The following is a 21162-nucleotide window of genomic DNA, read 5'->3' on the forward strand; positions in this document are numbered from 1 at the left end:
GGCAGGCGGGAGAAGGGGCGATTGGCTGTCCAGGCCGACCATCGGGTAACCTGGCCAGGTTGCCCGGACGCAGGCTGTCCGGGACCCTCAAGTTCGTATCAATCCCAGGAGTACCCCGTGGCTAGCGTGTGCGACGTCTGTGGCAAGGGACCGGGCTTCGGCCACAACGTGTCCCACTCGCACCGGCGGACCAACCGCCGCTGGAACCCGAACATCCAGTCGGTGCGCACCCCTGCCGGTGGTGGCAACACCAAGAAGGTCAAGGCCTGCACCTCGTGCATCAAGGCCGGCAAGATCGTCCGCGCCTGACCTCTGCGACATCACAGCCCGCCAGGTTCTCCTGGCGGGCTGGTTGCGTTAACGGCCTCAGAGCACCCGGGCGTAGGACAGCACGCCCTCTTCGCCCTTGTAGTAGCCGAAGTCCTCGATGCGCTCGTAACCGCAGTTGAGGTACAGGGCGATCGCCTCGGGCTGTTTGTCGCCCGTTTCCAGGATCACCCGCTTGCAGCCCCGCTCCCGCGCCGACTCCTCGAGCGCCGCCAGTACCCGGCGGGCCACGCCGCGCCCGCGCGCCGCCGGGACCGTGAACATCCGCTTGAGCTCGGCGTCCGGGCCGTGCGCGCGCCAGCCGGCGCAGCCCAGCAGCTCGTCGCCCGCGTAGGCCACGAGGAAGGCGCCCCGCGGCGGCGCGAAGTCCGAGGCCGCCACCGGGGTGTCGTCGCCGCTGCCGCCGTACCGGCGGCCGAGTTCGGCCATCGCCTCGGCTATCAGTCGCTGCACCGCGGGCTCGTCGAAACGGGCCTCGCGAATCTTGATCTCCTCCACGCCGACCAACACTAATGAGCCTGGTCAGCGGAAGTGGTCCCACCCCTTGTCGCCCTGCCAGGCCCGGCCGTCGACGGTCACCCCGGTGCCCTCGCGCACGCCGCCGATGGCCCGCCAGCCCGGCGGCAGGGTCGCGCCGGGCGGGAACGTCGCGGCCAGCGCGTGGTCGTCCCCGCCGGCGAGCAGCCACGCGTACGGGTCGACGCCCAGCGCCGAGGCCGCGTCGCGCATCTGCGCGGGTATCTCGAACGCGCCCCGGTCGACGTCGATGCCGACCGCGCTGGCGGCGGCGATGTGGCCCAGGTCCTGCAGCAGCCCGTCGGAGATGTCGATCATCGAGGTGGCGCCGGCCCGGGCGGCCGCGGGACCCGCCGGGTACGGCACCTCGGGCCGCCGGTGCGCCTCGACCAGCAGCTTCGGCGTGCGGAAGCCCCGGGACAGGATGGTGAACCCGGCCGCGGCGTGGCCGGTGCGCCCGGCCAGCGCGAGGACGTCGCCGGGCCGGGCGCCGCCGCGCACCACCGGCTCCCGGCCGTCCAGGTCGCCCAGGGCGGTGACGGCGATGGTCAGCGTCGGGCTGGACGACATGTCCCCGCCGACCACCCCCGCGCCGACCAGGCCCGCCTCCGCCGACAGCCCGCCGGCCAGCTCCTCGGCCCACGCCGGGTCCAGGTCCGCCGGCATGCAGAGCGCGACCAGCAGCGCGGTGGGTGCCGCGCCCATCGCCGCGATGTCGGCGAGGTTCGCGGCGGCGGCCCGGTGGCCCACGTCGGTGGCGCTGGACCAGTCGCGCCGGAAGTGCCGGCCGTCGACCAGGACGTCGGTGCTCGCCACGACCCGGCGATCCGGCGCGGCCACCACGGCGGCGTCGTCGCCGGGGCCGAGCAGGCTCGCCGTGCCGGTCTCGAGCCGCGCGACGATCCGGGCGATGAGCCCGAACTCACCCGTCTCCGCGATGCTCAACGTCCCACCGTTCCTCTCGGCCTGAGTTTTTCCCCGGATGCGGGGTCAAGCCGTCCGGCTTGGCCCAGTCTGCGCGGCAACTGCGCTTCCGACCGGCTCCGTACTGTAGTTTCACGTTCGAGTCGCCAGCGCTGGCGGATAGGAGTCTGATCGTGGTCCAGGCATACATCCTCATCCAAACGGAGGTCGGAAAGGCCCGTGACGTGGCCGCCGCGATCGACAAAATCAGTGGAGTGGTACGCGTCGACGCGGTCACCGGGCCCTACGACGTCGTGGTGCTGGCCGAGGCGCACTCGGTCGACGAGCTCGGCAAGATGATTGTGAGCAAGATCCAGTACGTGCCGGGCATCACGCGGACCGTCACCTGCTCCGTGGTAAATCTCTGACATGGTCAACGTGGAGACCCGCTCCGAGCCACCGCAACAGCCGCCCGCCAAGGACCGGACGACGCGCAGCGCCGCGCTCTGGGCGACGGCGATCGCGGTGCCGGTGGCCGTACTGGCGGGCCTGCTGGTCTTCTCCCGGTTCGTGCCCGAGGCCGACACCGCGGCACCCGCGCCGTCCGCGACGCAGCCCGCGGTCGTACCGGCGGATCCCGTGCGGATGGCCGCGCCCGAGCTCGCGGCCGGAACCGCGCAGGTCTGCCTCGCGGTGACCTCGCAGCTGCCCGCCCGGGTCCGCGACCTGCCGGCCCGCAAGGTCAGCGCCGGCCCGGAGCAGAACGCGGCCTACGGCGAGCCCGCCCTGACCGTCGCCTGCGGTGTCGCCCGGCCGGCGATGTGCACGACGCTGGACCAGACCGGTTCGGGCTGCGTGCCGCTGGACGCGGAGCTGATGAACATGAACCGGGTCTGCTGGTACGCGCAGGAGCAGGCCGCGGCCACCACGTTCACGACCATGGACCGCGAGGTCGCGGTGCGGGTCACCGTCCCGAAGCAGTACGCACAGCCCGCGCAGTGGGCCAACGAGTTCTCCGACGCCGTGGTGAAGACCGACAAGTCGATCACCGAGGGGCGGCCGGGCGGCTGCGTCTAGGCCCTAGTGCAGGCCGGTGCCGCGGCGCAGGGCGGTGCGGATCAGCCGGTCGACGACCTTCGGGTACTCCAGGCCGGTGGCCGCCCACATCAGCGGGAACATCGAGGTCGGCGTGAACCCCGGCATCGTGTTGATCTCGTTGAGGTAGATCTCGTTCTCCGCGGTCACGAAGAAGTCGACGCGGGCCAGCCCGGCGCAGTCCAGCGCGGTGAAGGTGCGGGTGGCGTACTCCTGCACCCGGCGGGCCACCTCGGGCTCGAGGCCCGCGGGGATCTGGTACGGCGTCCCGTCGCCCAGGTACTTGGCGTCGAAGTCGTAGAAGTCGTCGCCCTCGGCGCTCACCAGGATCTCGGCGAGCAGCGACGCCTCGGGCGCCCCGCCGGCCTCGCCCTCGAGCACCCCGCACTCGATCTCGCGGCCGACGATGCCGGCCTCGACCAGCACCTTGGGGTCGATCTGCCGGGCCTTGGCGACCGCCGCGTCCAGGTCCGCCCAGTCCGTGACTTTGCTGATGCCGTGCGACGAGCCGGCCCGGGAGGGCTTGACGAAGACCGGCAGGCCCAGGCGCTCCTTGTCGGCCTCCGACAGCGACGAGCCGGCCCGCAGGACCGCGTACGGGCCGACGGGGATGCCCTCGGCGGCGGCGAGCTTCTTGGTGAACTCCTTGTCCATGCCCGCCGCCGAGGCGAAGACGTTCGCGCCCACGTACGGGATGCCGGCCATCTCGAGCATGCCCTGGATGGTGCCGTCCTCGCCGTAGGCGCCGTGCAGGGCCGGGAAGACGACGTCGACGCCGCCGAGCACGGCCACCCCGTCGGCCGGGTCGACGACCAGCATGCCGGCGGAGGTCGGGTCGGCGGGCAGCACCACGGACCGGCCGGACTCCGCGGTGATCTCCGGGAGCCGGCGGCCGGAGATGGCCAGCGCCGCCGGGTCGCCGCTGGAGAGCACCCAGGCGCCGGCGCGGGTGATGCCGACCGGCACGGCCTCGTACTGGTCCGGATCGAGGGCGCCCAGGATGCTGCCGGCGCTCACGCAGGAGATGGCGTGCTCGGTGCTGCGCCCGCCGAAAACGATCGCTACACGGGTCTTGCGGGGGGTCGACACGGATAGGACCTCTCGTTGCGGATGTCGGGGCGGCAGGCATGCCAGGCGCCGACCCTACTCTGCGTAGACAATATTCGGCCGACGCGGGCACTGCCACGGCAAACAGGCACGAGGAGTGATCACCGGGCCCGGTCAGGCGGCGGTGAACGTCTGCGGCAGCGCGCCGCTCTCCCAGAGCCCGTCGAGGTGCGCGAGGAAGCCGATCAGGCTGCGCTCCAGTTCGCGGCGCTCGGCCGCGGAGAGCACCGCGAGCGGATCGGAGAAGATCAGGCCCTCGGGGTGCCGGGCCCGGGTGCCGACGAACCGGTGGCAGGCGGTGCACCAGACGTAGCTGACCAGCGTGGGGCGGCGGGCGTTCGCCGCGGCGTGCACGTACGCCCGCACCCGGCGCGCGCCGCAGGCGGGGCAGTCCCGCTCGCCGGGGTCGGCGAGCAGGCTCTCGCCGGTCGCCAGCGCCGCCACCTCGTCGCCGCTGAAGCTGCTCCAGGCCACGGCGCTCAGGCCGCGTCCAGCGCGGCCGTCAGGTCCGCGACCAGATCCGCGGTGTCCTCGATGCCGCAGGAGAGCCGGACGAAGCCCGGCGCCGTGTCGTCGCCCCACTGCGCGCGCCGGTCCGCGGTGGTGTGCAGGCCGCCGAACGAGGTCGCCGCGAAGACGAGCTCGGAGGCGGTCAGGAACCGGGCCACCCGCTCGGCGCTGCCCAGGTCGAACCCGATGATGCCGGGAATCCGGCGCATCTGCGCCGCCGCGATCGGGTACGACGGATCGTCCGGCAGGCCCGGGAACCGCACGTGCCGCACGTCCGGGCGCCCGGCCAGCAGCTCGGCCAGCACCGCCGCGTTGGCGCTCTGCCGGGCCAGCCGCAGGTCCAGCGTGGCCAGCGAGCGGTGCGCCAGCCAGGAGTCGAACGCGCCCGGTACGGCGCCGGTCTGCACCCGCCAGGCGGTCACCCGGGCGAGCAGATCCTCGTCGTTGGTGGCCAGGTAGCCGAGCAGCACGTCGGAGTGCCCGGTCAGCGCCTTGGTACCCGACGCGACCACCACGTCGGCGCCGAGCTCCAGCGGGCGCTGCCCGAGCGGCGTCGGCGTGGTGTTGTCGACCGCGACCAGGGCACCGGCGGCGTGCGCGGCCGCCGACAGCGCGCGGACGTCGCAGACGTCCAGGCCGGGGTTGGCCGGCGTCTCCAAGAGCACCAACCGCATGCCCTCGAACGACGGGTACGGCCCGGCCGTCGGCACCAGCACGGTGTTGACGCCCAGGTCACGCAGCGCGCCGGCGGCGAACACGCGCACGGCGTAGTAGCCGTCCGCCGGCAGCGCCACGGTGTCGCCGGCGCGGACGGTGGCGAGCAGCATCGCGGTGACGGCCGCCTGCCCGCTCGCGAAGGCCAGCGTCGGGCCGCCCTCCAGCTCGCCGATCGCCGCCTCGAGCGCGCGCCGGGTCGGATTGTCCGGCCGCCCGTAGCCGTTGACCACCTGCCCGGCGACCGGGTCCAGGTGGTAGGGCGCCGCGAACACCGGCCCGGGCAGGAAAGGCTCGCCCGGCACCGGGTCCGGCAGGCCGGCGTGCACGACCCGGGTGCCGTCTCCGTCGTACTTCACTCCGGCTTCATCTCCCGGCCCATCAGCAGCTTCACCGCGACCCGCGGGTCGACGCCCTCATGGCAGACCCGCTCCACCTGCTCGGTGATCGGCATCTCGACGCCGTGCGCGCGGGCCAGGTCGCGGATCGCCAGGCAGCTCTTGACGCCCTCGGCGGTCTGCCGGGCGGCGCGCTGCGCCTGCTCGAGGGACTCGCCACGGCCGAGGTGCTCGCCGAAGGTGCGGTTGCGCGACAGCGGCGAGGAGCAGGTGGCGACCAGGTCGCCGAGCCCCGCCAGCCCGGCGAAGGTCATCGGGTCGGCGCCGAGCGCCACCCCGAGCCGGGCCGTCTCGGCCAGCCCGCGGGTGATCAGCGAAGCCTTGGTGTTGTCGCCCATGCCCATCGCCGTCGCCATCCCGTACGCGAGCGCGATGACGTTCTTGACCGCGCCACCGAGCTCGCACCCGATGACGTCGTCGCTGGTGTACGGCCGGATGTACGGCAGCGCGATGGCCTGCTGCACCTTCTGTGCGCGGGCCTCGTCGGTGCCCGCCACCACGGTCGCCGCGGGCTGCTCGGCGGCGACCTCGGGCGCCAGGTTCGGCCCGGAGACCACCACCACCCGGTCCGGGTCGACCCCGGCGGTCTCGACGATGACCTGGCTCATCCGCTTGGTGGTGCCGAGCTCGATGCCCTTCATCAGCGAGATCAGGGTCGAGTCGGCGGGCAGGTGCACGGCCCAGTCGGCGAGGTTGCCGCGCAGCGTCTGCGAGGGCACGGCGAGGAAGACCAGCTCAGCGCCGTCGAGCGCGGCCACCAGGTCGCTGGTGGCGCTGACCCGGTCGGGCAGCTTGACGCCCGGCAGCGCGGTCTCGTTGATCCCTTCCGCTCGGATGGCGGCGGCCACCGACTCGCGGCGGGCCCACAGGGCCACGTCCGAACCCGCCTCGGCCAGGATCTTGGCGAACGCCGTCCCCCAGGCGCCCGCACCGAGCACCGCAGCGCGCGTCATGCTCCAACTCCCCTTCTCGTCTCCCCGTGCCCTGATCCCGCGCGCACCGGCTCGCTCATGCCGTGGGCCCGGTCGGGCGCTGCGCCCGGCCGGCGTCGTGCTGGTAGATCGGGGGCGGGGTCTCGTCGCGCAGCTCGGCGAGCAGGTCCCGGGTGGCCAGCTGGATCGCCTCGGTCATCTGCTCGAGCACGGCCCGGCTGGGCGCCTCGCCGGTCCAGCGGCTGAGGTCGACCGGCTTGCCGACGCTCACGCTCACCGGTACCCGGCCGCGGCCGAACGTGAACTTCTTCGTCCGCACGTCGTGCACCCGCTGCGAGCCCCAGGTCGCCATCGGCAGCACCGGCGCACCGGTGACCAGCGCCAGCCGGGCCGCGCCGGTCTTGCCGCGCATCGGCCACAGGTCGGGCTCGCGGGTCGTGGTGCCCTCCGGGTAGATCACCACCACGCCGCCCTGGTGCAGGGCTTCGATGAGAGTGTCGAGGGACTTCACCGCCTCTACACTGCCGCGTTCGACCGGGATCTGCATGGTCTTCCGGAGCATGAACCCGACGAACGGCACCTTCCAGATGCTCGCCTTGGCGAGGAACCGGGGCCATCTGCCCGAGGCGTAGACGTAGTGGGCCACCAGCAGCGGGTCGAACTGCGACATGTGGTTCGGCGTGATGATGAAGCCGCCGGTGGTCGGCAGGTTCTCCATACCGGTCCAGGTGCGCTTCGTCCAGACCTGCATGCCCGGTAACAGGAGAAACACGGCGAATCGCCGCCAGATTCCAAGCCTGCGCCGCGCCATGGTGCCTCCCCTGCTCACCCGCGGCGTGCCCCGCGCCGCCGTTCCCCACCTCTGCGACGAAATCATGCCTGCTCGCGGTCGCTGTAGCCAGGGCGGGGCCCGGCCCTGTGCCTGGTGGCAGGATTGGCGCCGTGTCAGGAGCGGACTGGACCGCGGTCATTCCCGTCAAGCGCCTCAGCACGGCCAAGAGCCGGCTGCGCGGCGCCGTGCTCGATGCCCGGCACGAGGACCTCGCGCTGGCGATGGTCCGCGACACGGTCGCCGCCGTCATGTCCTGCGCGCCGGTCGCCGAGGTGCTGGTCGTCACGGACGACCCCGCCGCGACCGCCGCGGTGGCGGCGCTCGGCGCGCGGGCCGTGCCCGACCGCCCCGGCGCGGGCCTGAACGCCGCCCTGCGGTTCGGCGCCGACCTGGTCGCCGGGCTGTCCCGGCGGCGCGCCGTGCTCACCGGCGACCTGCCCGCGCTGCGGCCCGGCGAGCTCGGCGAGGCGCTGACCGCGGCCGGGCCGGGCCGCAGCTTCGTCGCCGACGCGGCCGGCACCGGCACGGTCCTGCTCACCGCCGACGCCGGCGTCCCGCTCGAGCCGCGGTTCGGCGTCGGCTCGGCGGCGTCGCACGCCGCGTCGCAGGCCCGGGCGCTGACCGGGTCCTGGCCGGGGCTGCGCCAGGACGTGGACACCGCCGCCGATCTGCGCACGGTGCTCGCGCTCGGCGCCGGCGAGCACACCTGCGCGCTCCTGCGTGATCTCGGACTCATCGCGGACTGCGGTGCTTGCGGTGTGCCGGCGGGCCCGCACCGGTAGCGTTGCCCGCATGCAGGGCACGGTCGCGACCTTCGATGCACAGACACTCTCCGGGACGCTGCTCCTCGACGACGGTACCGAGCTGGCGTTCCCCGCCGAGGCGTTCCGGGCCTCCGGGCTGCGCCTGCTGCGCCTCGGGCAACGGGTCCGCTTCGAGTCCGGCCCGGACGGGGTGGTGCACAAGGTCGAACTTCCCGGAATCAGATGAGCCTGGTTCGTTTCCTGTTCACCGTGGACCGGCGATGATGGTTGCCATGACCACCCCGCCCCGGACACCCGACACGACCGTGCCGCCTGCGGCCCGCCGCCGCGGCCCGAACGGGCGGTTCCTTCCCCGCGAGGAACGGGCGACCGAGGCGGAAATACTCAACGACGAGTGCGCGACCGAGCCGACCCCCATCGAGCCTCCGGAGCCCGCCGTGACCAGTACCGCAGCACCTACCGGCCCACTCGCCGACAGCACCGGCGAGCTCGACGATCTCGACGATCTCGACGCGCACGAGCTGCCCGACGACCGGTTCCTCAACCGGGAGCTGTCCTGGCTCGACTTCAACGCCCGGGTGCTCGCCCTCGCCGAGGATCCGGAGACCCCGCTGCTGGAGCGCGCGAAGTTCCTGGCCATCTTCGCCAGCAACCTCGACGAGTTCTACATGGTCCGCGTCGCGGGCCTCAAGCGCCGGCTGAAGGCCGGCCTGCCGATGCGGGGCGGCGACCGCTCGTCGCTGCGCCACCAGCTCGCGATGATCACCGAGCGGGCCGCGGATCTGGTCACCCGGCACGCCGCCTGCTTCGGCGAGGAGGTCCGGCCGAAGCTGTCCGCCGAGGGCATCGAGCTGGTCAGCTGGGGCGAGCTGGACGCGCCCGAGCGCGAGCGGCTGCGCATGTTCTTCCGCGAGCAGGTCTTCCCGGTGCTGACCCCGCTCGCCGTCGACCCGGCGCACCCGTTCCCCTACATCTCCAGCCGCTCGCTGAACCTGGCCGTCGCGCTGCGCGACCCGGCCGGCAGCGGTGCCGAGCTGTTCGCCCGGATCAAGGTGCCGGACAACGTGCACCGCTTCGTGACGGTGCAGAACGACAGCCGCGGCGTGCGTTTCCTGCCCGTCGAGGAGCTCATCGCCGCGCACCTGGATCAGCTCTTCTCCGGCATGCAGATCCTGGAGTGGCACCTGTTCCGGGTGACCCGCAACGCCGAGCTGGAGGTCGACGAGGACCGCGACGAGGACCTGCTGCAGGCGCTCGAGCGCGAGCTCGCCCAGCGCCGCTTCGGGCCGCCGGTGCGCCTCGAGGTGGCCGCCTCGATCAGCGACCACGTCCTCGACCTGCTCTCCCGCGAGCTCGAGATGGACAGCCAGGACGTGCTGCGGGTGCCCGGGCTGCTGGACCTCTCGGCACTGTGGCAGGTGTTCGGCGAGTGCGACCGCGACGACCTCAAGGACCGCCCGTTCGTGCCGGCCACCCACCCGCAGCTCGCCGACGGCGAGGTGCCGCGCAGCGTCTTCAACCGGCTGCGCGAGTGCGACATCCTGGTGCACCACCCGTACCACTCGTTCTCCACCAGCGTGCAGCGCTTCATCGAGCAGGCCGCCGCGGATCCGAACGTGCTGGCCATCAAGCAGACCCTCTACCGCACCAGCGGCGACTCACCGATCGTCGACGCGCTCGTCGACGCCGCCGCCGCCGGCAAGCAGGTGGTGGTGCTGGTCGAGGTGAAGGCGCGCTTCGACGAGGTCGCGAACATCGCCTGGGCGCGCACGCTCGAGCGGGCCGGCTGCCACGTCGTCTACGGCCTGGTCGGCCTCAAGACACACTGCAAGACCTCCCTGGTGGTACGCCAGGAGGGCAACCAGATCCGCCGCTACTGCCACATCGGTACGGGCAACTACCACCCGAAGACGGCCCGGCTCTACGAGGACTTCGGCATGCTCACCGCCGATCCCGAGGTCGGCGCGGACGTCACCGACCTGTTCAACGTGCTGACCGGATACAGCAGGCAGACCAAGTTCCGGCGGCTGCTGGTCGCGCCGCACGGCGTCCGGGCCGGACTGATCGAGCGGATCGAGGAGCAGGCCCGGATCGCCCGCGAGGGCGGCGAGGCGCTGGTGCAGTTCAAGGTGAACTCGTTGGTCGACGAGGGCACCTGCGACGCGCTCTATCGCGCCTCGCAGGCCGGCGTGAAGGTCGATCTGATCATCCGCGGCATGTGCTCGCTGCGCCCCGGCGTGCCCGGGCTGTCCGACAACATCCGGGTCCGCTCGATCGTCGGCCGGTTCCTGGAGCACTCGCGGGTGTTCCGCTTCGGCGCGGGCGACGACGCCGAGTACTGGATCGGCTCGGCCGACCTCATGCACCGCAACCTGGACCGCCGGGTCGAGGCGCTGGTCCGGGTCAGCCTGCCGTCCGCGCAGGACGACCTGCGCAACGTGCTGGAGCTGTCGATGCGCGACGAGAGCGAGGGCTGGGACCTGGCCGGTGACGGCACCTGGCACCGCCGCGCGTCGACCCCGTCGGACCCGCACATCCACCTGCAGGAGGCGCTGTTGCGCCGGATCATCGGCAAGGCGGTCTGATTGTCGCCGGAGCCCGTCCGCGCCGCCGGTGGCGTCCTGTGGCGGCCCGCCGGGGACTCGATCGAGGTGTGCGTCGTGCACCGGCCGTACCGGCGCGACTGGAGCCTGCCCAAGGGCAAGCTCGACGACGGCGAGCATCCGCTCGCCGCCGCGGCGCGCGAGCTGCTGGAGGAGACCGGGCTGCGCGGCGAGCCGCAGCTGCGGCTGCCCGCCGTCGCGTATGCGTTGCCGGACGGCACGCCCAAGACCGTCGACTTCTGGCTGATGCGCTGCGCCGACGGCCCGGCCGCGGACCCGGCGGACCCGACCGAGGTCGACGCCGTGGTCTTCCTCCCGCCGGCCGAGGCCGTCGCGCGGCTGACCTACCCGGACGACCGGCGCCTGGTGGCGCATGTCGCCGCCCTGCCGCCGGTGACCGCCGTTACGGCGCTGGTCCGGCACGGTCACGCGGGCCGGCGCCGCGACTTCGAGGGCGACGACGACCTGCGCCCGCTCGACGAAGAGGGCCGAGACGAGGCGCGGAGGCTGGGCCCGCTGGTCTCCCTGATCGGCCCGCGGCGGCTGGTCGCCGCGACCCCGTTGCGCTGCCGGCAGACCCTCGAGCCGCTGTCGGCCCTGCTGTCGCTGCCCATCGAGACGGATCCGGCGTTCGCGGAGCCGGCCGAGGCGGACGCGCTGCCGGCCCGTAAGCGCGCGGCGGCCCGGCTGGCCGTGCTCCGCGACGGCGACCGGGCGGCGGTGTGCAGCCAGGGCAAGGTGATACCGGGTCTGCTGGCGCTCCTGGACGGCGCCGAGGACCCCGAGCCCTACCGGACGGAAAAGGGCTCGGGCTGGATCCTCACCTGGTCCGGCGACCGCCTCCTGGCGTTGAGCCGGATCTAGGCCGCGCCGGGTGCACCGGCCGGCGCCCGGGCGGCAGCTGGTCCGCCCGCCAGTAGCCGACCAGGTCGCCGGTGAGCCAGCGGGCCCGCCAGAACTCGTCGTCGCGCGGCTCCCAGTCCCGCAGCGGCAGCAGCGCGACCCGCCAGGACAGCACGCTGGCGAGGTACCAGCCGTACAGCGGAACGAGGCCGAGCGCCGCGTCGCGGCGCCGGTAGGAGCCGTACGGCCCGAGCACGAGGACGGCCAGCCCCGACCAGGCACAGGTGACGCCCCAGTCCAGCAGCCCCTGCCCAGTCCAGCGCTCGACCAGCTCGCCGAAGGTCCAGCCGGGCACGACGGCGCCGGCGAAGACGGCCGCGGCGATCAGCGACCTGCCTACGAGGCCGCGGGGTTCGGCGGAACTTCGGTCCATGATGCGGACCGTAGGCTCAGCGGCCACTGTGGCGCCGGAACACATGAAGGGCGTCCACCGTACGGGTGGACGCCCTTCGTGTCTCAGCGCCGAACTGAGCGGGCCTGGCGGCCCCTCGTGATCAGCGGGTCTTGCGTGCCGCGGAGGTACGCGCGGTCGTGGCGCGCCCCGCCGCGGTGCCGCTCGCGGCGGCGGTCGTCTTGCGGGCGGTGGCCTTCTTGGCCGGCGCCGCCTTGGTGGCAGTCGACTTGGCAGCCGTCGACTTGGTGGCCGTCTTCTTCGCCGGCGTGGCCTTGGCCGTGGCCGCCTTCGTAGCGGTCTTGGCCGCGGCCGTCTTGGTCGCCGTGGTCTTCTTAGCCGCCGCCTTGGTGGCGGTCGACCGGGCCGGCGCGGCCTTGGTGGCCACCGACTTGGTGGCCGTCTTCTTCGCCGGCGTTGCCTTTGCCGTGGCCGCCTTCGTAGCGGTCTTGGCCGCGGCCGTCTTGGCGGCGGTACGGGCCGGCGCCGCCTTGGTGGCGGTGGTCTTCTTCGCCGCCGCCGTCTTGGTGGCGGCCGACCGGGCCGGAGCGGCCTTCGTGGCCGTGGTCTTCTTCGCCGCCGCTGCCTTGGCAGCGGTCGACCGGGCCGTGGTGGCCTTGGCGGCAGTGGACTTCACTGCCCCCGTGGTCTTCTTCGGGGCGGCGGCCTTTGCCACCTTGCCACTCGCGACCATCTCCCGGAAGCCGGTTCCGGGTTTGAATGCGGGGACGGACGTCTTCTTCACCTTCACCGGTTCACCGGTACGCGGATTGCGCGCGGTACGCGCATTGCGCGCACGCTTTTCGAAGACTCCGAAACCGGTAATGGCAACGCGATCGCCCTTGGTTACGGCGTTCTGCACCTCGCTGATCACCGCATCCAGCGCTGCTGTCGCCGTCTTCCGGTCCCCCAGTCGGGCGGCGAGCGCCTCGACGAGCTCGGCCTTGTTCACTGGTTTCCTCCCGAACGTGAGAACTGGCCCAATGCGAGCCATTCTGCGCGCACCGTATGCCCTCTGACCAGCAGACACAAACATCTGCTCAAAAAAAAACGTTGTGTCGCAACGATTTCGCCCCCACCGAGGAGCCGGTGGGGGCGAAAGCGCCTGCGAGGACAAGGGAATTCGGGGTCAGACGACCACCGGCTTGTAAGCGGGTCGATCCTTCTCGTACGAGGTAATCCGCTCCTCGTGGCGCAGTGTCAGCCCGATGTCGTCGAGACCCTCCATGAGGCGCCACCGACTGAAATCATCGATGGAGAAGGTCCAGACTGCGTCGTCCACGCGCACCTGACGCTCGGCGAGGTCGACGGTGATCCGCTTGTCCGGTTCGCTGTCCGCCATATCGAGTAGCGCCTCGACGGCCTTCTGGTCGAGCTGCACCGGCAGCAGACCCTCCTTGAGGGCGTTGCCCCGGAAGATGTCGCCGAAGCGCGGCGCGATGACGACCTTGAAGCCCCAGTCCCGCAGCGCCCAGACGGCGTGCTGGCGCGAGGAGCCGGTACCGAAATTGGGGCCGGCGACCAGGATCGTCGCGCCCGCGTGCGCGGGGTTGTTGAGCACGAAGGCCGGGTCGTCGCGCCAGGCGCTGAACAGCCCGTCCTCGAAGCCGGTGCGGGTGACCCGCTTCAGGTACACGGCCGGGATGATCTGGTCGGTATCCACATCGGAACGCCGCAGCGGCATGACCGTGCCGGTGTGGCTGGTGAACTTGTCCATGCTCCTGCTCCTGCTCAGAGGTCTGCCGGGGCGGCCAGCCGGCCCACCACGGCGGTGGCGGCGGCGACCTGCGGCGAGACCAGGTGGGTACGCCCACCGCGGCCCTGCCGGCCCTCGAAGTTGCGGTTGGACGTTGACGCGGCGCGCTGGCCGGGGCTGAGCGTGTCCGGGTTCATGCCCAGGCACATGGAGCAGCCGGCGAACCGCCACTCGGCGCCCGCCTCGGTGAAGACCCGGTCGAGCCCTTCCGCCTCGGCGGCCTCGCGGACCTGGTAGGACCCGGGCACGACCATCATGCGTACGCCGTCGTGCACCCGGTGGCCGCGCAGCACGTCGGCGGCCGCCCGCAGGTCCTCGAGGCGCCCGTTGGTGCAGGAGCCGACGAAGACCACGTCGACGGCGACGTCCTTGAGCGGCGTGCCGGCCTCGAGGCCCATGTACTCCAGGGCCCGGCGGGCGGCGCTGCGCTCCGACTCCTCGACGAACTCCTCGGGGTCCGGCACCACGCTGTTCAGCGGCGCGCCCTGGCCCGGGTTGGTGCCCCAGGTGACGAACGGGTGGATGGTGGAGGCGTCGATGTGGATCACGGTGTCGTACTCGGCGCCCTCGTCGGTCGCGAGCGTGCGCCAGTAGTCGACAGCGGCGTCCCAGTCGGCGCCCTGCGGCGCGTGCTCGCGGCCCTTGAGGTACTCGAACGTGGTCTCGTCCGGCGCGATCATGCCGGCCTTGGCGCCCCACTCGATCGACATGTTGCAGATGGTCATCCGGCCCTCCATGGAGAGCTTGCGGATGGCCTCGCCCCGGTACTCGACGATGTGGCCGTTGCCGCCGCCGGTGCCGGTCTGGGTGATGAGCGCGAGGATCAGGTCCTTGGCCGACGCGTCGTCGTGCAGCTCGCCGTCGACCACGACCGCCATCGTCTTCGGCTTGGCCTGCGGCAGCGTCTGGGTGGCGAGCACGTGCTCGACCTCGCTGGTGCCGATGCCGAAGGCCAGCGCGCCGAACGCGCCGTGCGTCGCGGTGTGCGAGTCGCCGCAGACGATCGTCGTGCCGGGCTGGGTGAGCCCGAGCTGCGGCCCGATCACGTGGACGATGCCCTGCTCCACATTGCCGAGCGAGCGGATCTGCACGCCGAACTCGGCGCAGTTCTTGCGCAGGGTCTCGATCTGCGTGCGCGACACGGTGTCGAGGATCGTCAGCAGGTCGCCGCGGCGGGTGTTGAACGCCGGGTCGGCGTACCCGGTCGGGGTGTTGTGGTCCTCGGTCGCGAGCGTGAGATCGGTGCGCCGGACCCGGCGCCCGGCCAGCCGCAGGCCGTCGAAGGCCTGCGGGCTGGTCACCTCGTGCAGCAGGTGCAGGTCGATGTAGAGCAGATCAGGCTCACCCTCGGCAGCACGCACGACATGGTCGTCCCAGACCTTCTCGGCCAGGGTCCTCGGCTTCGGAGTGACTCCCACCATCTGGACATCCTAAATTCTGGGAGGTATGTTTCGGCTTGTGGGACACAGTATGAGCGGTGTCGGCGTTCTCGACAAGGCGGTGGTCATCCTCGCGGCCTGTGTCGACGGCGCCAGCCTTGCCGAATTGGTCGACCGGACGAAGCTGCCGCGGGCGACCGCACACCGGCTGGCCCAGGCGTTGGAGATCCACCGGATGCTGGTCCGGGACACCCAGGGCCGCTGGCGCCCCGGGCCGCGCCTGGGCGAGCTCGCGAACGCGGCGCCCGACGTGCTGCTGACGGCGGCGGAACCGCTGCTCTCGGCGCTGCGTGACGCGACCGGCGAGAGCGCGCAGCTGTATCTGCGCCGGGCGGACGAACGGATCTGCGTTGCCGCGGCGGAGCGCGCGAGCGGCCTGCGCGACACCGTGCCGGTTGGCTCGGTGTTGCCGATGGTGGCCGGGTCCGCGGCACAGATCTTACTCGCCTGGGAGCCGCCCGAGGCCGTGATGCCGCTGCTTCCGCGCTGCAAGTTCACCGGCCGGACGCTGGCCGAGGTGCGCCGGCGCGGGTGGGCGCAGAGCGTCGCGGAGCGCGAGCCGGGCGTCGCCAGCGTCTCGGCACCGATCCGCGACCGCACCGGCCGGGTGATCGCCTCGATCTCGATAAGCGGCCCGATCGAGCGGCTGGGCCGCCGCCCGGGCGAGCGCCACGCGATGGCCGTGGTCCGCGCCGGACAGCGCCTGAGCGGCCTCTGACGGTCCACCCGGGCGCTCACGGCGTCCAGACGGCGTTGTCGTGTGCGAACACCACCCGCGCCGGGTCGAATCCCAGCAGCCGGTCCATCCAGGCCGGCGGCACCGGCAGGGGCGGCCCGGCGCCGTCGCGCCCGGCCCTGCCGGCGAGCACGTCACCCGTGAAACCCACCGCGTGGTCGTGGCTCTGCCCGGCGACGATCACCGTGCCGTCGCCGCGGCGCACCACCAGCGACTGATGGCCGGCCGTGTGGCCCGGCGTCGGCACGATCACCACGCCCGGCAGGATCTCGGCCTCGCCGTCCAGCTCGACGTAGACCGTGCCCGGGCCGTCGATCAGCCAGGGCAGGGTGTGGTGCTCCGCGGTGCGGGCGAGGTCCAGCTCGACGCGCTGGGTGTAGATCGGTCGGCCCGCCAGCTCGGGATTGCCGCCGCTGTGGTCGAAGTGCAGGTGGCAGTTGACCACGTGCCGCACGTCACCGACCGCGGCGCCGGCCGCGGCGAGCGCCGCCGCCATCGGTACGCGGTGCGGCCGGTAATGCGCGTCCACCGCCGGGTCCGCGCCCATGCCGGTGTCGACCAGCAGCAGGCCGTCCGGGTGTTCGACGAGATAGCCGAGGCAGGGCTCGACGCGGGGCGCGCCCGTGCCGGTCTCGGTCGCGGGCCGGATGAAGTAGCCGAAGTCGACCCTGCGCACGCTGATGTCCGTCACCAGTGAACCCGAACACAAAGCAGCGGCCCGTGTCGATCGACACGGGCCGCTTGCGTTTGTAGCCCCGAAGGGATTCGAACCCTCGCTACCGCCTTGAGAGGGCGGCGTCCTAGGCCGCTAGACGACGGGGCCGGGACACGCTGAACTTCCGATCTTGCCTTGCTTTGCTTCCGCTTCTCGCTCGAGCAACGGTGCGGAACTCTATCAGAAGTCCAGCACCACCGCCCTTGCGGAACAGTCGCGCTGGGGTACCAGGACTCGAACCTAGACTAACTGAACCAGAATCAGTCGGGCTGCCAATTACCCCATACCCCATTGGTACGGCTTGCCGTACCGAGTGGGAACTCTACCCGAGCGCGTGGTGGCGAACAAATCGGGTCACCACCCTGCGTTCCGTGTCCCCGCGGCTACCCGAAGACGTCGGTGCCCCGGGCCCACTCGGCGAACGTCGTGGCGGGCCGCCCGGTGAGCTCGGCGACGGTCGGCACCGCGGCCTGCGGGTACCGGGCCAGCTCGGCGAGGCCGTCGGCGTACCAGCACCCGTACTCGCCCATGGCCTCGGTGAGCTGGGCCACGAGCTCCTCGTGCGGCAGGTCTACGTAGGTGAGCTCGCGGCCCAGAGCCGCGCCGATCTGCTCGACCCGTTGCCGCCGGGTGAGCGACTCCGGGCCGGTCAGCTCGTACGACCGGCCCTCGTGCCCGTCCTCGAGCAGGCAGCGGGCCGCGACCGCGGCGATGTCCGCGAGCGCGATGGGCGCGTTCGCGGCCGAGCCGTAGCCGTCGCGGACCACGTCGCCCGCCGCGAGCTGCGCCGCCCAGATCCCCGAGTTGGTCATGAACTCGCCGGGCTCGAGATGCACGTAAGGCACCCCGCACGCCTCGACCCCGTCCTCGATCGCCTGCCAGTGGTCACCCTTGGCGCCGGCCATGTCCACGATGCGCCGCACCCCGGCCTCCGCCGCCAGCCGGCAGGTCTGCGCGTTGGTCTCGATCACCGGCGCCAGGTACATGCGGTCGACGCCCGCGAGGGCGCCGGGCAGGGTCTCGGGCCGGCCGACGTACCCGCGGACGACCTCGACGGAGTCCGGCAGGCCGGCCCGGGCGGGGTTGACCGTGAGCGCGCGGACGTCGGTGGCGCCGAGCGCGAGCAGTTCGTCGACGACCAGCCGGCCGACGCCGCCGGTGGCGCCGGTAACGAGGATCTTCATGTCGCCCCCCAGTTATCGTATGGGCTACGGAAACTCTTCTCGTAGGGTATACGAGATGACGGAGTTCAGCGGGGCGACCGATCCCGACCGGATCCTGCCCCTGCTCTGGCGGCACCGGACGGCGCGCAAGGCCACGACCGGGCGGCCGCCGCGGCTCAGCGTCGACGACGTGGTCGCGGCCGGCATCGCCATCGCCGACACCGACGGCCTCGCGGCGGCCTCGATGGCCCGGGTGGCCGCGCGGCTCGGCGTCGCGACAATGACGCTCTACACATACGTGCCGTCGCGCACCGAGCTGGTCGAGCTGATGGTCGACGACGTGCTCGGCGGGAGGCGCCTGCCCGGCCCGGGCGACGAGCGGCCCGGTCCCTGGCGGGACCAGATCCAGCTGTACGCCGACCGCACGCTGGCGATGTACCGAGCGCACCCCTGGCTGTCCGAGGTCTCCCGGGTCCGCCCGCCGCTCGGCCCCGGAATGCTCCGCGAGAGCGAGTACGTGCTCTCCACCCTCGGCGCCGTGCCGGTGGCGCGGCGCAACACGGCGGCGGTGACGATCGTCATGTTCGTGACCGCCGCGGCCCGGCAGGAGGGCGAGAACGCCCAGCTGCGCCGGGCCAGCGGCCAGTCCAACGACGCGTGGTGGGGTCAGCGCGGCCAGCTGTGGGAGCAGTGGTTCGACGTCGAGCAGCACCCCGCCATGACGGAGCTGTGGAACGCCGGCGGCTTCGACCGCGGGCCGGACCAGCAGGCCGCGGACGCGTTCGCCCTCGGCCTGCGGCTGATCCTGGACGGGATCTCAGTCCAGCGAGACGACCGGGTTGCGCAGCTCCCCGATGCCCTGAACGCTCACCGAGACGGTCTCGCCGGTGACGATCTGGCTCACCCCAGCCGGCGTGCCGGTCAGGATGATGTCGCCGGGCAGCAGCGTCATGACATGTGACACGTACGACACCAGGGTCGGCACGTCGAACACCATGTCCTTGGTGCGGCCGAGCTGGCGCACCTCCATCGCGTCCGGGTTGCGGCCGACCTCGCAGCGCACCTCGAGGTCGCTGACGTCGAGCTCGGTCTCGATCCACGGCCCGATCGGGCAGAACGAGTCGAAGCCCTTGGCCCGGGTCCACTGCGGGTCGGTGCGCTGCAGGTCCCGCGCGGTCACGTCGTTGCCGCAGGTGTAGCCGAAGATCGCCTTCTCCGCGCCGGCCCGGTCCACCCGGCGGGCGCCGGTCGCGCCGATCACGACCGCCAGCTCGGCCTCGTGCTCGACCTGGCTCGACTGCGGCGGGATCCGGATCGCGTCGTTCGGGCCGATCACCGAGGTGGACGGCTTGATGAAGATCAGCGGCTCCTTCGGCACCTCGTTGCCCAGCTCGGCGGCGTGCTCCGCGTAGTTGCGGCCGACGCCGATCACCTTGCTGGAGAAGATCGGCGCGAGCAGCCGGACGTCGGCGAGTGCCCAGCGCTGACCGGTGAAGCGCACCTGCTCGAACGGGAGGCTGCCGATCTCCGCGACGGTCAGGCCCTTGGCGCCGGCACCCGCCTCACCCTCGACGACTCCGAAGGACACGCCACCGGCATGAACAAAACGAGCGAAACGCACGGATAACCCCATCCATTAAGCGACGAACACGCAGCTTCGAGGCTACGCGCCGCCCCGCGCCGCCCTCCGGCGGCAAGTCGGGGTGGCCGACGTCACAAATCCGGGCGTGCGAAACCCATTCGGGCGTTCCTCACCACAGACCACACCGAGGCTCGATAGGAGTGGACTTGCTGGATACGCTGGTGCGATGCGGATCAGCGAAACCCACGCGCTGACCACCGTGCTGCCCTCGGTCAGCTGGATCCCGCTGGCCCGAGCCCACACCGAGCGCGCCGACGTGATGACAGCCGGCCACCGCGCCCGCAAGGCCAAGGGCGAGAAGCACGCCATAGAGGATTTCCTGTACGACTACTACGGCACCCGCCCGGCCCAGCTGCGCCGCTGGCACCCCGGCATCGGCACCGGCCTGGCCGCGGCGCCCGGCGGCCTGGCCGAGCACTCGGCCTGGAAGTGGTACAAGGCACACACCGACGGCGTCGTCACCCTCGACGTCGAGGCATACATGCACGCCCGCGGCGAGAGCGTGCGCTACATACACGGCCTGCTCACCGCGACCGCGTCGCGGCCCGCGTTCTCCGGCTGCTTCGGCCTGCACGAGTGGGCGATGGTCTACCGCCAGCCGGAGCACCGGCACTCGCTGCCGCTGCGCCTCGGCCAGGCCGGCACCGACCAGGTGGTCGAGCAGCACCCGGTCCGCTGCACCCACTTCGACGCGTTCCGCTTCTTCACCCCGGAGGCGGTCGGCCTCAACCGCCTGCAGCCGACCCGCGCCACCCAGGTCGACCTGGACCAGCCGGGCTGCCTGCACGCGGCGATGGACTGCCACAAGTGGGCGAGCAAGCTCGGCCCGGCGGTGCCCGGCGCGCTCGCGCTCGACTGCTTCGCCCTGGCCGGCGACATCCGCCTGCTCGACATGCAGGCCAGCCCCTACGACCTCTCCTCGTACGGCCAGGAGCCCGTGAAGATCGAAACCGCGGAGGGCAAGGCCGAGTACGTGGCCCGCCAACGCGAGTTCGCCCGCCGCGCGGCCGCACTACGCCACCGTCTGATCCGCGTCTGCGACGAACTCCTCGGCCCGGCCCTGGCCGCCGAGAACCGCAACGCCGTGGCCCCACACAACACCTGATCCCGATGACGACGTGGTGAGCAGAAAACCAGTCCTCGTCGTCGTCAGCGGCCCGCCCGGCGCCGGCAAGACCACCCTGGCCCATCGACTCGCCCGCAAGATCGGCTGTCCGGCAATCTGCCGGGACGAGATCAAAGAGGGAATGGTCCACGCCACCGGCGACTTCGTCGCCGCTCCCAGCGACGAGCTCACTCGACGCACCTTGCCGACGTTCTTCCAGGTACTCGAGCTACTCCTGAACGCGGGCGTCACCACGGTGGCCGAAGCAGCCTTCCAGGACCGGCTCTGGCGCCCACACCTGCAACACCTACCCGAGATCTCCGACATTCGAGTCGTCCACTGTCAGGTCACAGCGGAAATCGCCAGGACCCGCATCCAGCGCCGACAGGACGAGAACAGCACCCGCCGCGCACACGCCGACACGCACCTCCTCACCCGGCAAACGCATGCGGCAGAACACAACGGCTTTCACCGCGTCCAGCTCGACGTGCCCGAGATCGATGTCGACACCAGCGACGAATACCGCCCCGGCCTCGACGAAATCGCAGCCTTCGTCCAGGCGGCCGGGTGTCCTGACCGCCGGCCATCGACCACGTAGTGCCGGAGTTTAG

The 21162-nt window shown here is 72.1% G+C and carries 23 protein-coding genes, 2 tRNA genes and 2 pseudogenes; 11 read left to right on the forward strand and 16 right to left on the reverse strand.

The genetic code is table 11. The features are described 5' to 3' along the window. The first annotated feature begins 117 nt into the window (after nt 1-117). Entirely contained in the window at nt 118-309 is a 192-nt protein-coding gene (gene rpmB, locus ACIBSW_RS01835; RefSeq protein WP_354726118.1) for a 50S ribosomal protein L28, read from the forward strand. A 57-nt stretch (nt 310-366) separates the two neighbouring features. Here rpmB and ACIBSW_RS01840 read toward each other — a convergent pair whose 3' ends face one another. Further along, complete coding sequence (locus tag ACIBSW_RS01840; RefSeq protein WP_354726116.1) at nt 367-825, reverse strand: GNAT family N-acetyltransferase; 459 nt, start codon at nt 823-825, stop codon at nt 367-369. A 24-nt stretch (nt 826-849) separates the two neighbouring features. Beyond that, nucleotides 850-1788 (reverse strand): thiamine-phosphate kinase, encoded by a 939-nt coding sequence (locus ACIBSW_RS01845; protein ID WP_354726114.1) that lies wholly within the window; start codon nt 1786-1788, stop codon nt 850-852. 152 nt (nt 1789-1940) lie between these two features. On the opposite strand from ACIBSW_RS01845, the gene ACIBSW_RS01850 reads away from it, so the two are divergent. Together ACIBSW_RS01850 and ACIBSW_RS01855 are read left to right on the forward strand one after the other, a co-directional pair. Beyond that, nucleotides 1941-2174: an Lrp/AsnC ligand binding domain-containing protein gene (locus ACIBSW_RS01850; RefSeq protein ID WP_184990037.1), complete on the forward strand. Its 234-nt coding sequence runs from the start codon at nt 1941-1943 to the stop codon at nt 2172-2174. Between the two features lies 1 nt (nt 2175). After that, nucleotides 2176-2823 (forward strand): DUF3515 family protein, encoded by a 648-nt coding sequence (locus ACIBSW_RS01855; RefSeq protein WP_354726112.1) that lies wholly within the window; start codon nt 2176-2178, stop codon nt 2821-2823. 3 nt (nt 2824-2826) lie between these two features. Here ACIBSW_RS01855 and ACIBSW_RS01860 read toward each other — a convergent pair whose 3' ends face one another. The 5 genes from ACIBSW_RS01860 to ACIBSW_RS01880 all read right to left on the reverse strand — a co-directional run bounded on the left by ACIBSW_RS01860 (nt 2827) and on the right by ACIBSW_RS01880 (nt 7313). Beyond that, entirely contained in the window at nt 2827-3930 is a 1104-nt protein-coding gene (locus tag ACIBSW_RS01860) for a D-alanine--D-alanine ligase family protein (RefSeq protein ID WP_354726110.1), read from the reverse strand. Nucleotides 3931-4062: 132 nt separating this feature from the next. Beyond that, nucleotides 4063-4422: a hypothetical protein gene (locus ACIBSW_RS01865; protein ID WP_354726108.1), complete on the reverse strand. Its 360-nt coding sequence runs from the start codon at nt 4420-4422 to the stop codon at nt 4063-4065. Nucleotides 4423-4427: 5 nt separating this feature from the next. Next, a complete protein-coding gene (locus tag ACIBSW_RS01870) occupies nt 4428-5531 on the reverse strand; it encodes a cystathionine gamma-lyase (protein ID WP_354726107.1) in 1104 nt (367 codons plus the stop codon). Next, on the reverse strand, nt 5528-6523 hold the full coding sequence (locus ACIBSW_RS01875; protein ID WP_354726105.1) for an NAD(P)H-dependent glycerol-3-phosphate dehydrogenase: 996 nt from the start codon (nt 6521-6523) through the stop codon (nt 5528-5530). Before ACIBSW_RS01875 ends, ACIBSW_RS01870 begins: the two co-directional genes overlap by 4 nt. Nucleotides 6524-6578: 55 nt before the next feature. Beyond that, nucleotides 6579-7313, reverse strand: a complete 735-nt coding sequence (locus tag ACIBSW_RS01880) for a lysophospholipid acyltransferase family protein (protein ID WP_354726103.1) — start codon at nt 7311-7313, stop codon at nt 6579-6581. A gap of 131 nt (nt 7314-7444) precedes the next feature. Between ACIBSW_RS01880 and cofC the strand changes: the two genes are divergently transcribed. From cofC to ACIBSW_RS01900, 4 genes and pseudogenes are all read left to right on the forward strand, one after another. After that, nucleotides 7445-8116: a 2-phospho-L-lactate guanylyltransferase gene (gene cofC / locus ACIBSW_RS01885; RefSeq protein WP_354726101.1), complete on the forward strand. Its 672-nt coding sequence runs from the start codon at nt 7445-7447 to the stop codon at nt 8114-8116. 10 nt (nt 8117-8126) lie between these two features. After that, a complete protein-coding gene (locus ACIBSW_RS01890; RefSeq protein WP_354726099.1) occupies nt 8127-8324 on the forward strand; it encodes a cold-shock protein in 198 nt (65 codons plus the stop codon). 286 nt (nt 8325-8610) lie between these two features. Next, a pseudogene (locus ACIBSW_RS01895) lies at nt 8611-10683 on the forward strand (RNA degradosome polyphosphate kinase); the annotation flags it as partial. Then, nucleotides 10684-11565, forward strand: coding sequence for an NUDIX hydrolase (locus tag ACIBSW_RS01900; RefSeq protein ID WP_354726095.1), 882 nt, complete (start codon nt 10684-10686; stop codon nt 11563-11565). Here the strand turns inward: ACIBSW_RS01900 and ACIBSW_RS01905 are convergent. From ACIBSW_RS01905 to leuC, 4 genes are all read right to left on the reverse strand, one after another. Then, nucleotides 11522-11977 carry a hypothetical protein gene (locus tag ACIBSW_RS01905; RefSeq protein WP_354726093.1) on the reverse strand — a complete coding sequence of 152 codons (456 nt, stop codon included), beginning with the start codon at nt 11975-11977 and terminating at the stop codon, nt 11522-11524. The genes ACIBSW_RS01900 and ACIBSW_RS01905 overlap by 44 nt on opposite strands. 121 nt (nt 11978-12098) lie before the next feature. Next, the gene (locus tag ACIBSW_RS01910; protein WP_354726091.1) at nt 12099-12947 is read right to left on the reverse strand and encodes an HU family DNA-binding protein; all 849 of its coding nucleotides are present in this window, start codon (nt 12945-12947) and stop codon (nt 12099-12101) included. Nucleotides 12948-13124: 177 nt separating this feature from the next. Beyond that, nucleotides 13125-13712, reverse strand: coding sequence for a 3-isopropylmalate dehydratase small subunit (gene leuD, locus ACIBSW_RS01915; RefSeq protein ID WP_354726089.1), 588 nt, complete (start codon nt 13710-13712; stop codon nt 13125-13127). A gap of 14 nt (nt 13713-13726) precedes the next feature. Continuing rightward, on the reverse strand, nt 13727-15172 hold the full coding sequence (leuC, locus tag ACIBSW_RS01920) for a 3-isopropylmalate dehydratase large subunit (protein ID WP_354726087.1): 1446 nt from the start codon (nt 15170-15172) through the stop codon (nt 13727-13729). 49 nt (nt 15173-15221) lie between these two features. Between leuC and ACIBSW_RS01925 the strand changes: the two genes are divergently transcribed. Further along, complete coding sequence (locus ACIBSW_RS01925) at nt 15222-15908, forward strand: IclR family transcriptional regulator (RefSeq protein WP_023561932.1); 687 nt, start codon at nt 15222-15224, stop codon at nt 15906-15908. A gap of 16 nt (nt 15909-15924) precedes the next feature. Here ACIBSW_RS01925 and ACIBSW_RS01930 read toward each other — a convergent pair whose 3' ends face one another. From ACIBSW_RS01930 to ACIBSW_RS01945, 4 genes are all read right to left on the reverse strand, one after another. Next, nucleotides 15925-16617 (reverse strand): MBL fold metallo-hydrolase, encoded by a 693-nt coding sequence (locus ACIBSW_RS01930; RefSeq protein WP_354726085.1) that lies wholly within the window; start codon nt 16615-16617, stop codon nt 15925-15927. 59 nt (nt 16618-16676) lie between these two features. Continuing rightward, a tRNA-Glu gene (locus ACIBSW_RS01935) sits at nt 16677-16749 on the reverse strand. A 111-nt stretch (nt 16750-16860) separates the two neighbouring features. Beyond that, nucleotides 16861-16932, reverse strand: a tRNA-Gln gene (locus ACIBSW_RS01940). Nucleotides 16933-17024: 92 nt separating this feature from the next. Then, nucleotides 17025-17825 (reverse strand): NAD(P)H-binding protein, encoded by an 801-nt coding sequence (locus ACIBSW_RS01945; protein ID WP_354726083.1) that lies wholly within the window; start codon nt 17823-17825, stop codon nt 17025-17027. Between the two features lie 55 nt (nt 17826-17880). Between ACIBSW_RS01945 and ACIBSW_RS01950 the strand changes: the two are divergent. Next, nucleotides 17881-18570, forward strand: a pseudogene (locus ACIBSW_RS01950) (TetR/AcrR family transcriptional regulator); the annotation flags it as partial. Nucleotides 18571-18621: 51 nt separating this feature from the next. On the opposite strand, the gene ACIBSW_RS01955 reads toward ACIBSW_RS01950, so the two are convergent. Then, on the reverse strand, nt 18622-19425 hold the full coding sequence (locus tag ACIBSW_RS01955; RefSeq protein WP_354726081.1) for a fumarylacetoacetate hydrolase family protein: 804 nt from the start codon (nt 19423-19425) through the stop codon (nt 18622-18624). A gap of 187 nt (nt 19426-19612) precedes the next feature. Between ACIBSW_RS01955 and ACIBSW_RS01960 the strand changes: the two genes are divergently transcribed. Both ACIBSW_RS01960 and ACIBSW_RS01965 read left to right on the forward strand, forming a co-directional pair. Continuing rightward, nucleotides 19613-20551: a 3-methyladenine DNA glycosylase gene (locus ACIBSW_RS01960; protein WP_354726080.1), complete on the forward strand. Its 939-nt coding sequence runs from the start codon at nt 19613-19615 to the stop codon at nt 20549-20551. Nucleotides 20552-20567: 16 nt separating this feature from the next. Continuing rightward, nucleotides 20568-21149, forward strand: coding sequence for an ATP-binding protein (locus ACIBSW_RS01965; RefSeq protein ID WP_354726078.1), 582 nt, complete (start codon nt 20568-20570; stop codon nt 21147-21149). Nucleotides 21150-21162 lie beyond the last annotated feature (13 nt).

It is taken from the genome of Actinoplanes sp. NPDC049668 (assembly GCF_044465445.1).
In the GTDB taxonomy this organism is placed as follows: Bacteria; Actinomycetota; Actinomycetes; order Mycobacteriales; family Micromonosporaceae; genus Actinoplanes.

Excerpts from the sequence above, each read along its gene's own strand:
- ACIBSW_RS01855 (WP_354726112.1), top strand. The coding sequence starts at position 2,176 with ATGGTCAACGTGGAGACCCGCTCCGAGCCACCGCAACAGCCGCCCGCC.
- ACIBSW_RS01875 (WP_354726105.1), bottom strand. The coding sequence starts at position 6,523 with ATGACGCGCGCTGCGGTGCTCGGTGCGGGCGCCTGGGGGACGGCGTTC.
- ACIBSW_RS01880 (WP_354726103.1), bottom strand. The coding sequence starts at position 7,313 with ATGGCGCGGCGCAGGCTTGGAATCTGGCGGCGATTCGCCGTGTTTCTC.
- ACIBSW_RS01890 (WP_354726099.1), top strand. The coding sequence starts at position 8,127 with ATGCAGGGCACGGTCGCGACCTTCGATGCACAGACACTCTCCGGGACG.
- ACIBSW_RS01905 (WP_354726093.1), bottom strand. The coding sequence starts at position 11,977 with ATGGACCGAAGTTCCGCCGAACCCCGCGGCCTCGTAGGCAGGTCGCTG.
- leuD (WP_354726089.1), bottom strand. The coding sequence starts at position 13,712 with ATGGACAAGTTCACCAGCCACACCGGCACGGTCATGCCGCTGCGGCGT.
- leuC (WP_354726087.1), bottom strand. The coding sequence starts at position 15,172 with ATGGTGGGAGTCACTCCGAAGCCGAGGACCCTGGCCGAGAAGGTCTGG.
- ACIBSW_RS01925 (WP_023561932.1), top strand. The coding sequence starts at position 15,222 with ATGAGCGGTGTCGGCGTTCTCGACAAGGCGGTGGTCATCCTCGCGGCC.
- ACIBSW_RS01945 (WP_354726083.1), bottom strand. The coding sequence starts at position 17,825 with ATGAAGATCCTCGTTACCGGCGCCACCGGCGGCGTCGGCCGGCTGGTC.
- ACIBSW_RS01960 (WP_354726080.1), top strand. The coding sequence starts at position 19,613 with ATGCGGATCAGCGAAACCCACGCGCTGACCACCGTGCTGCCCTCGGTC.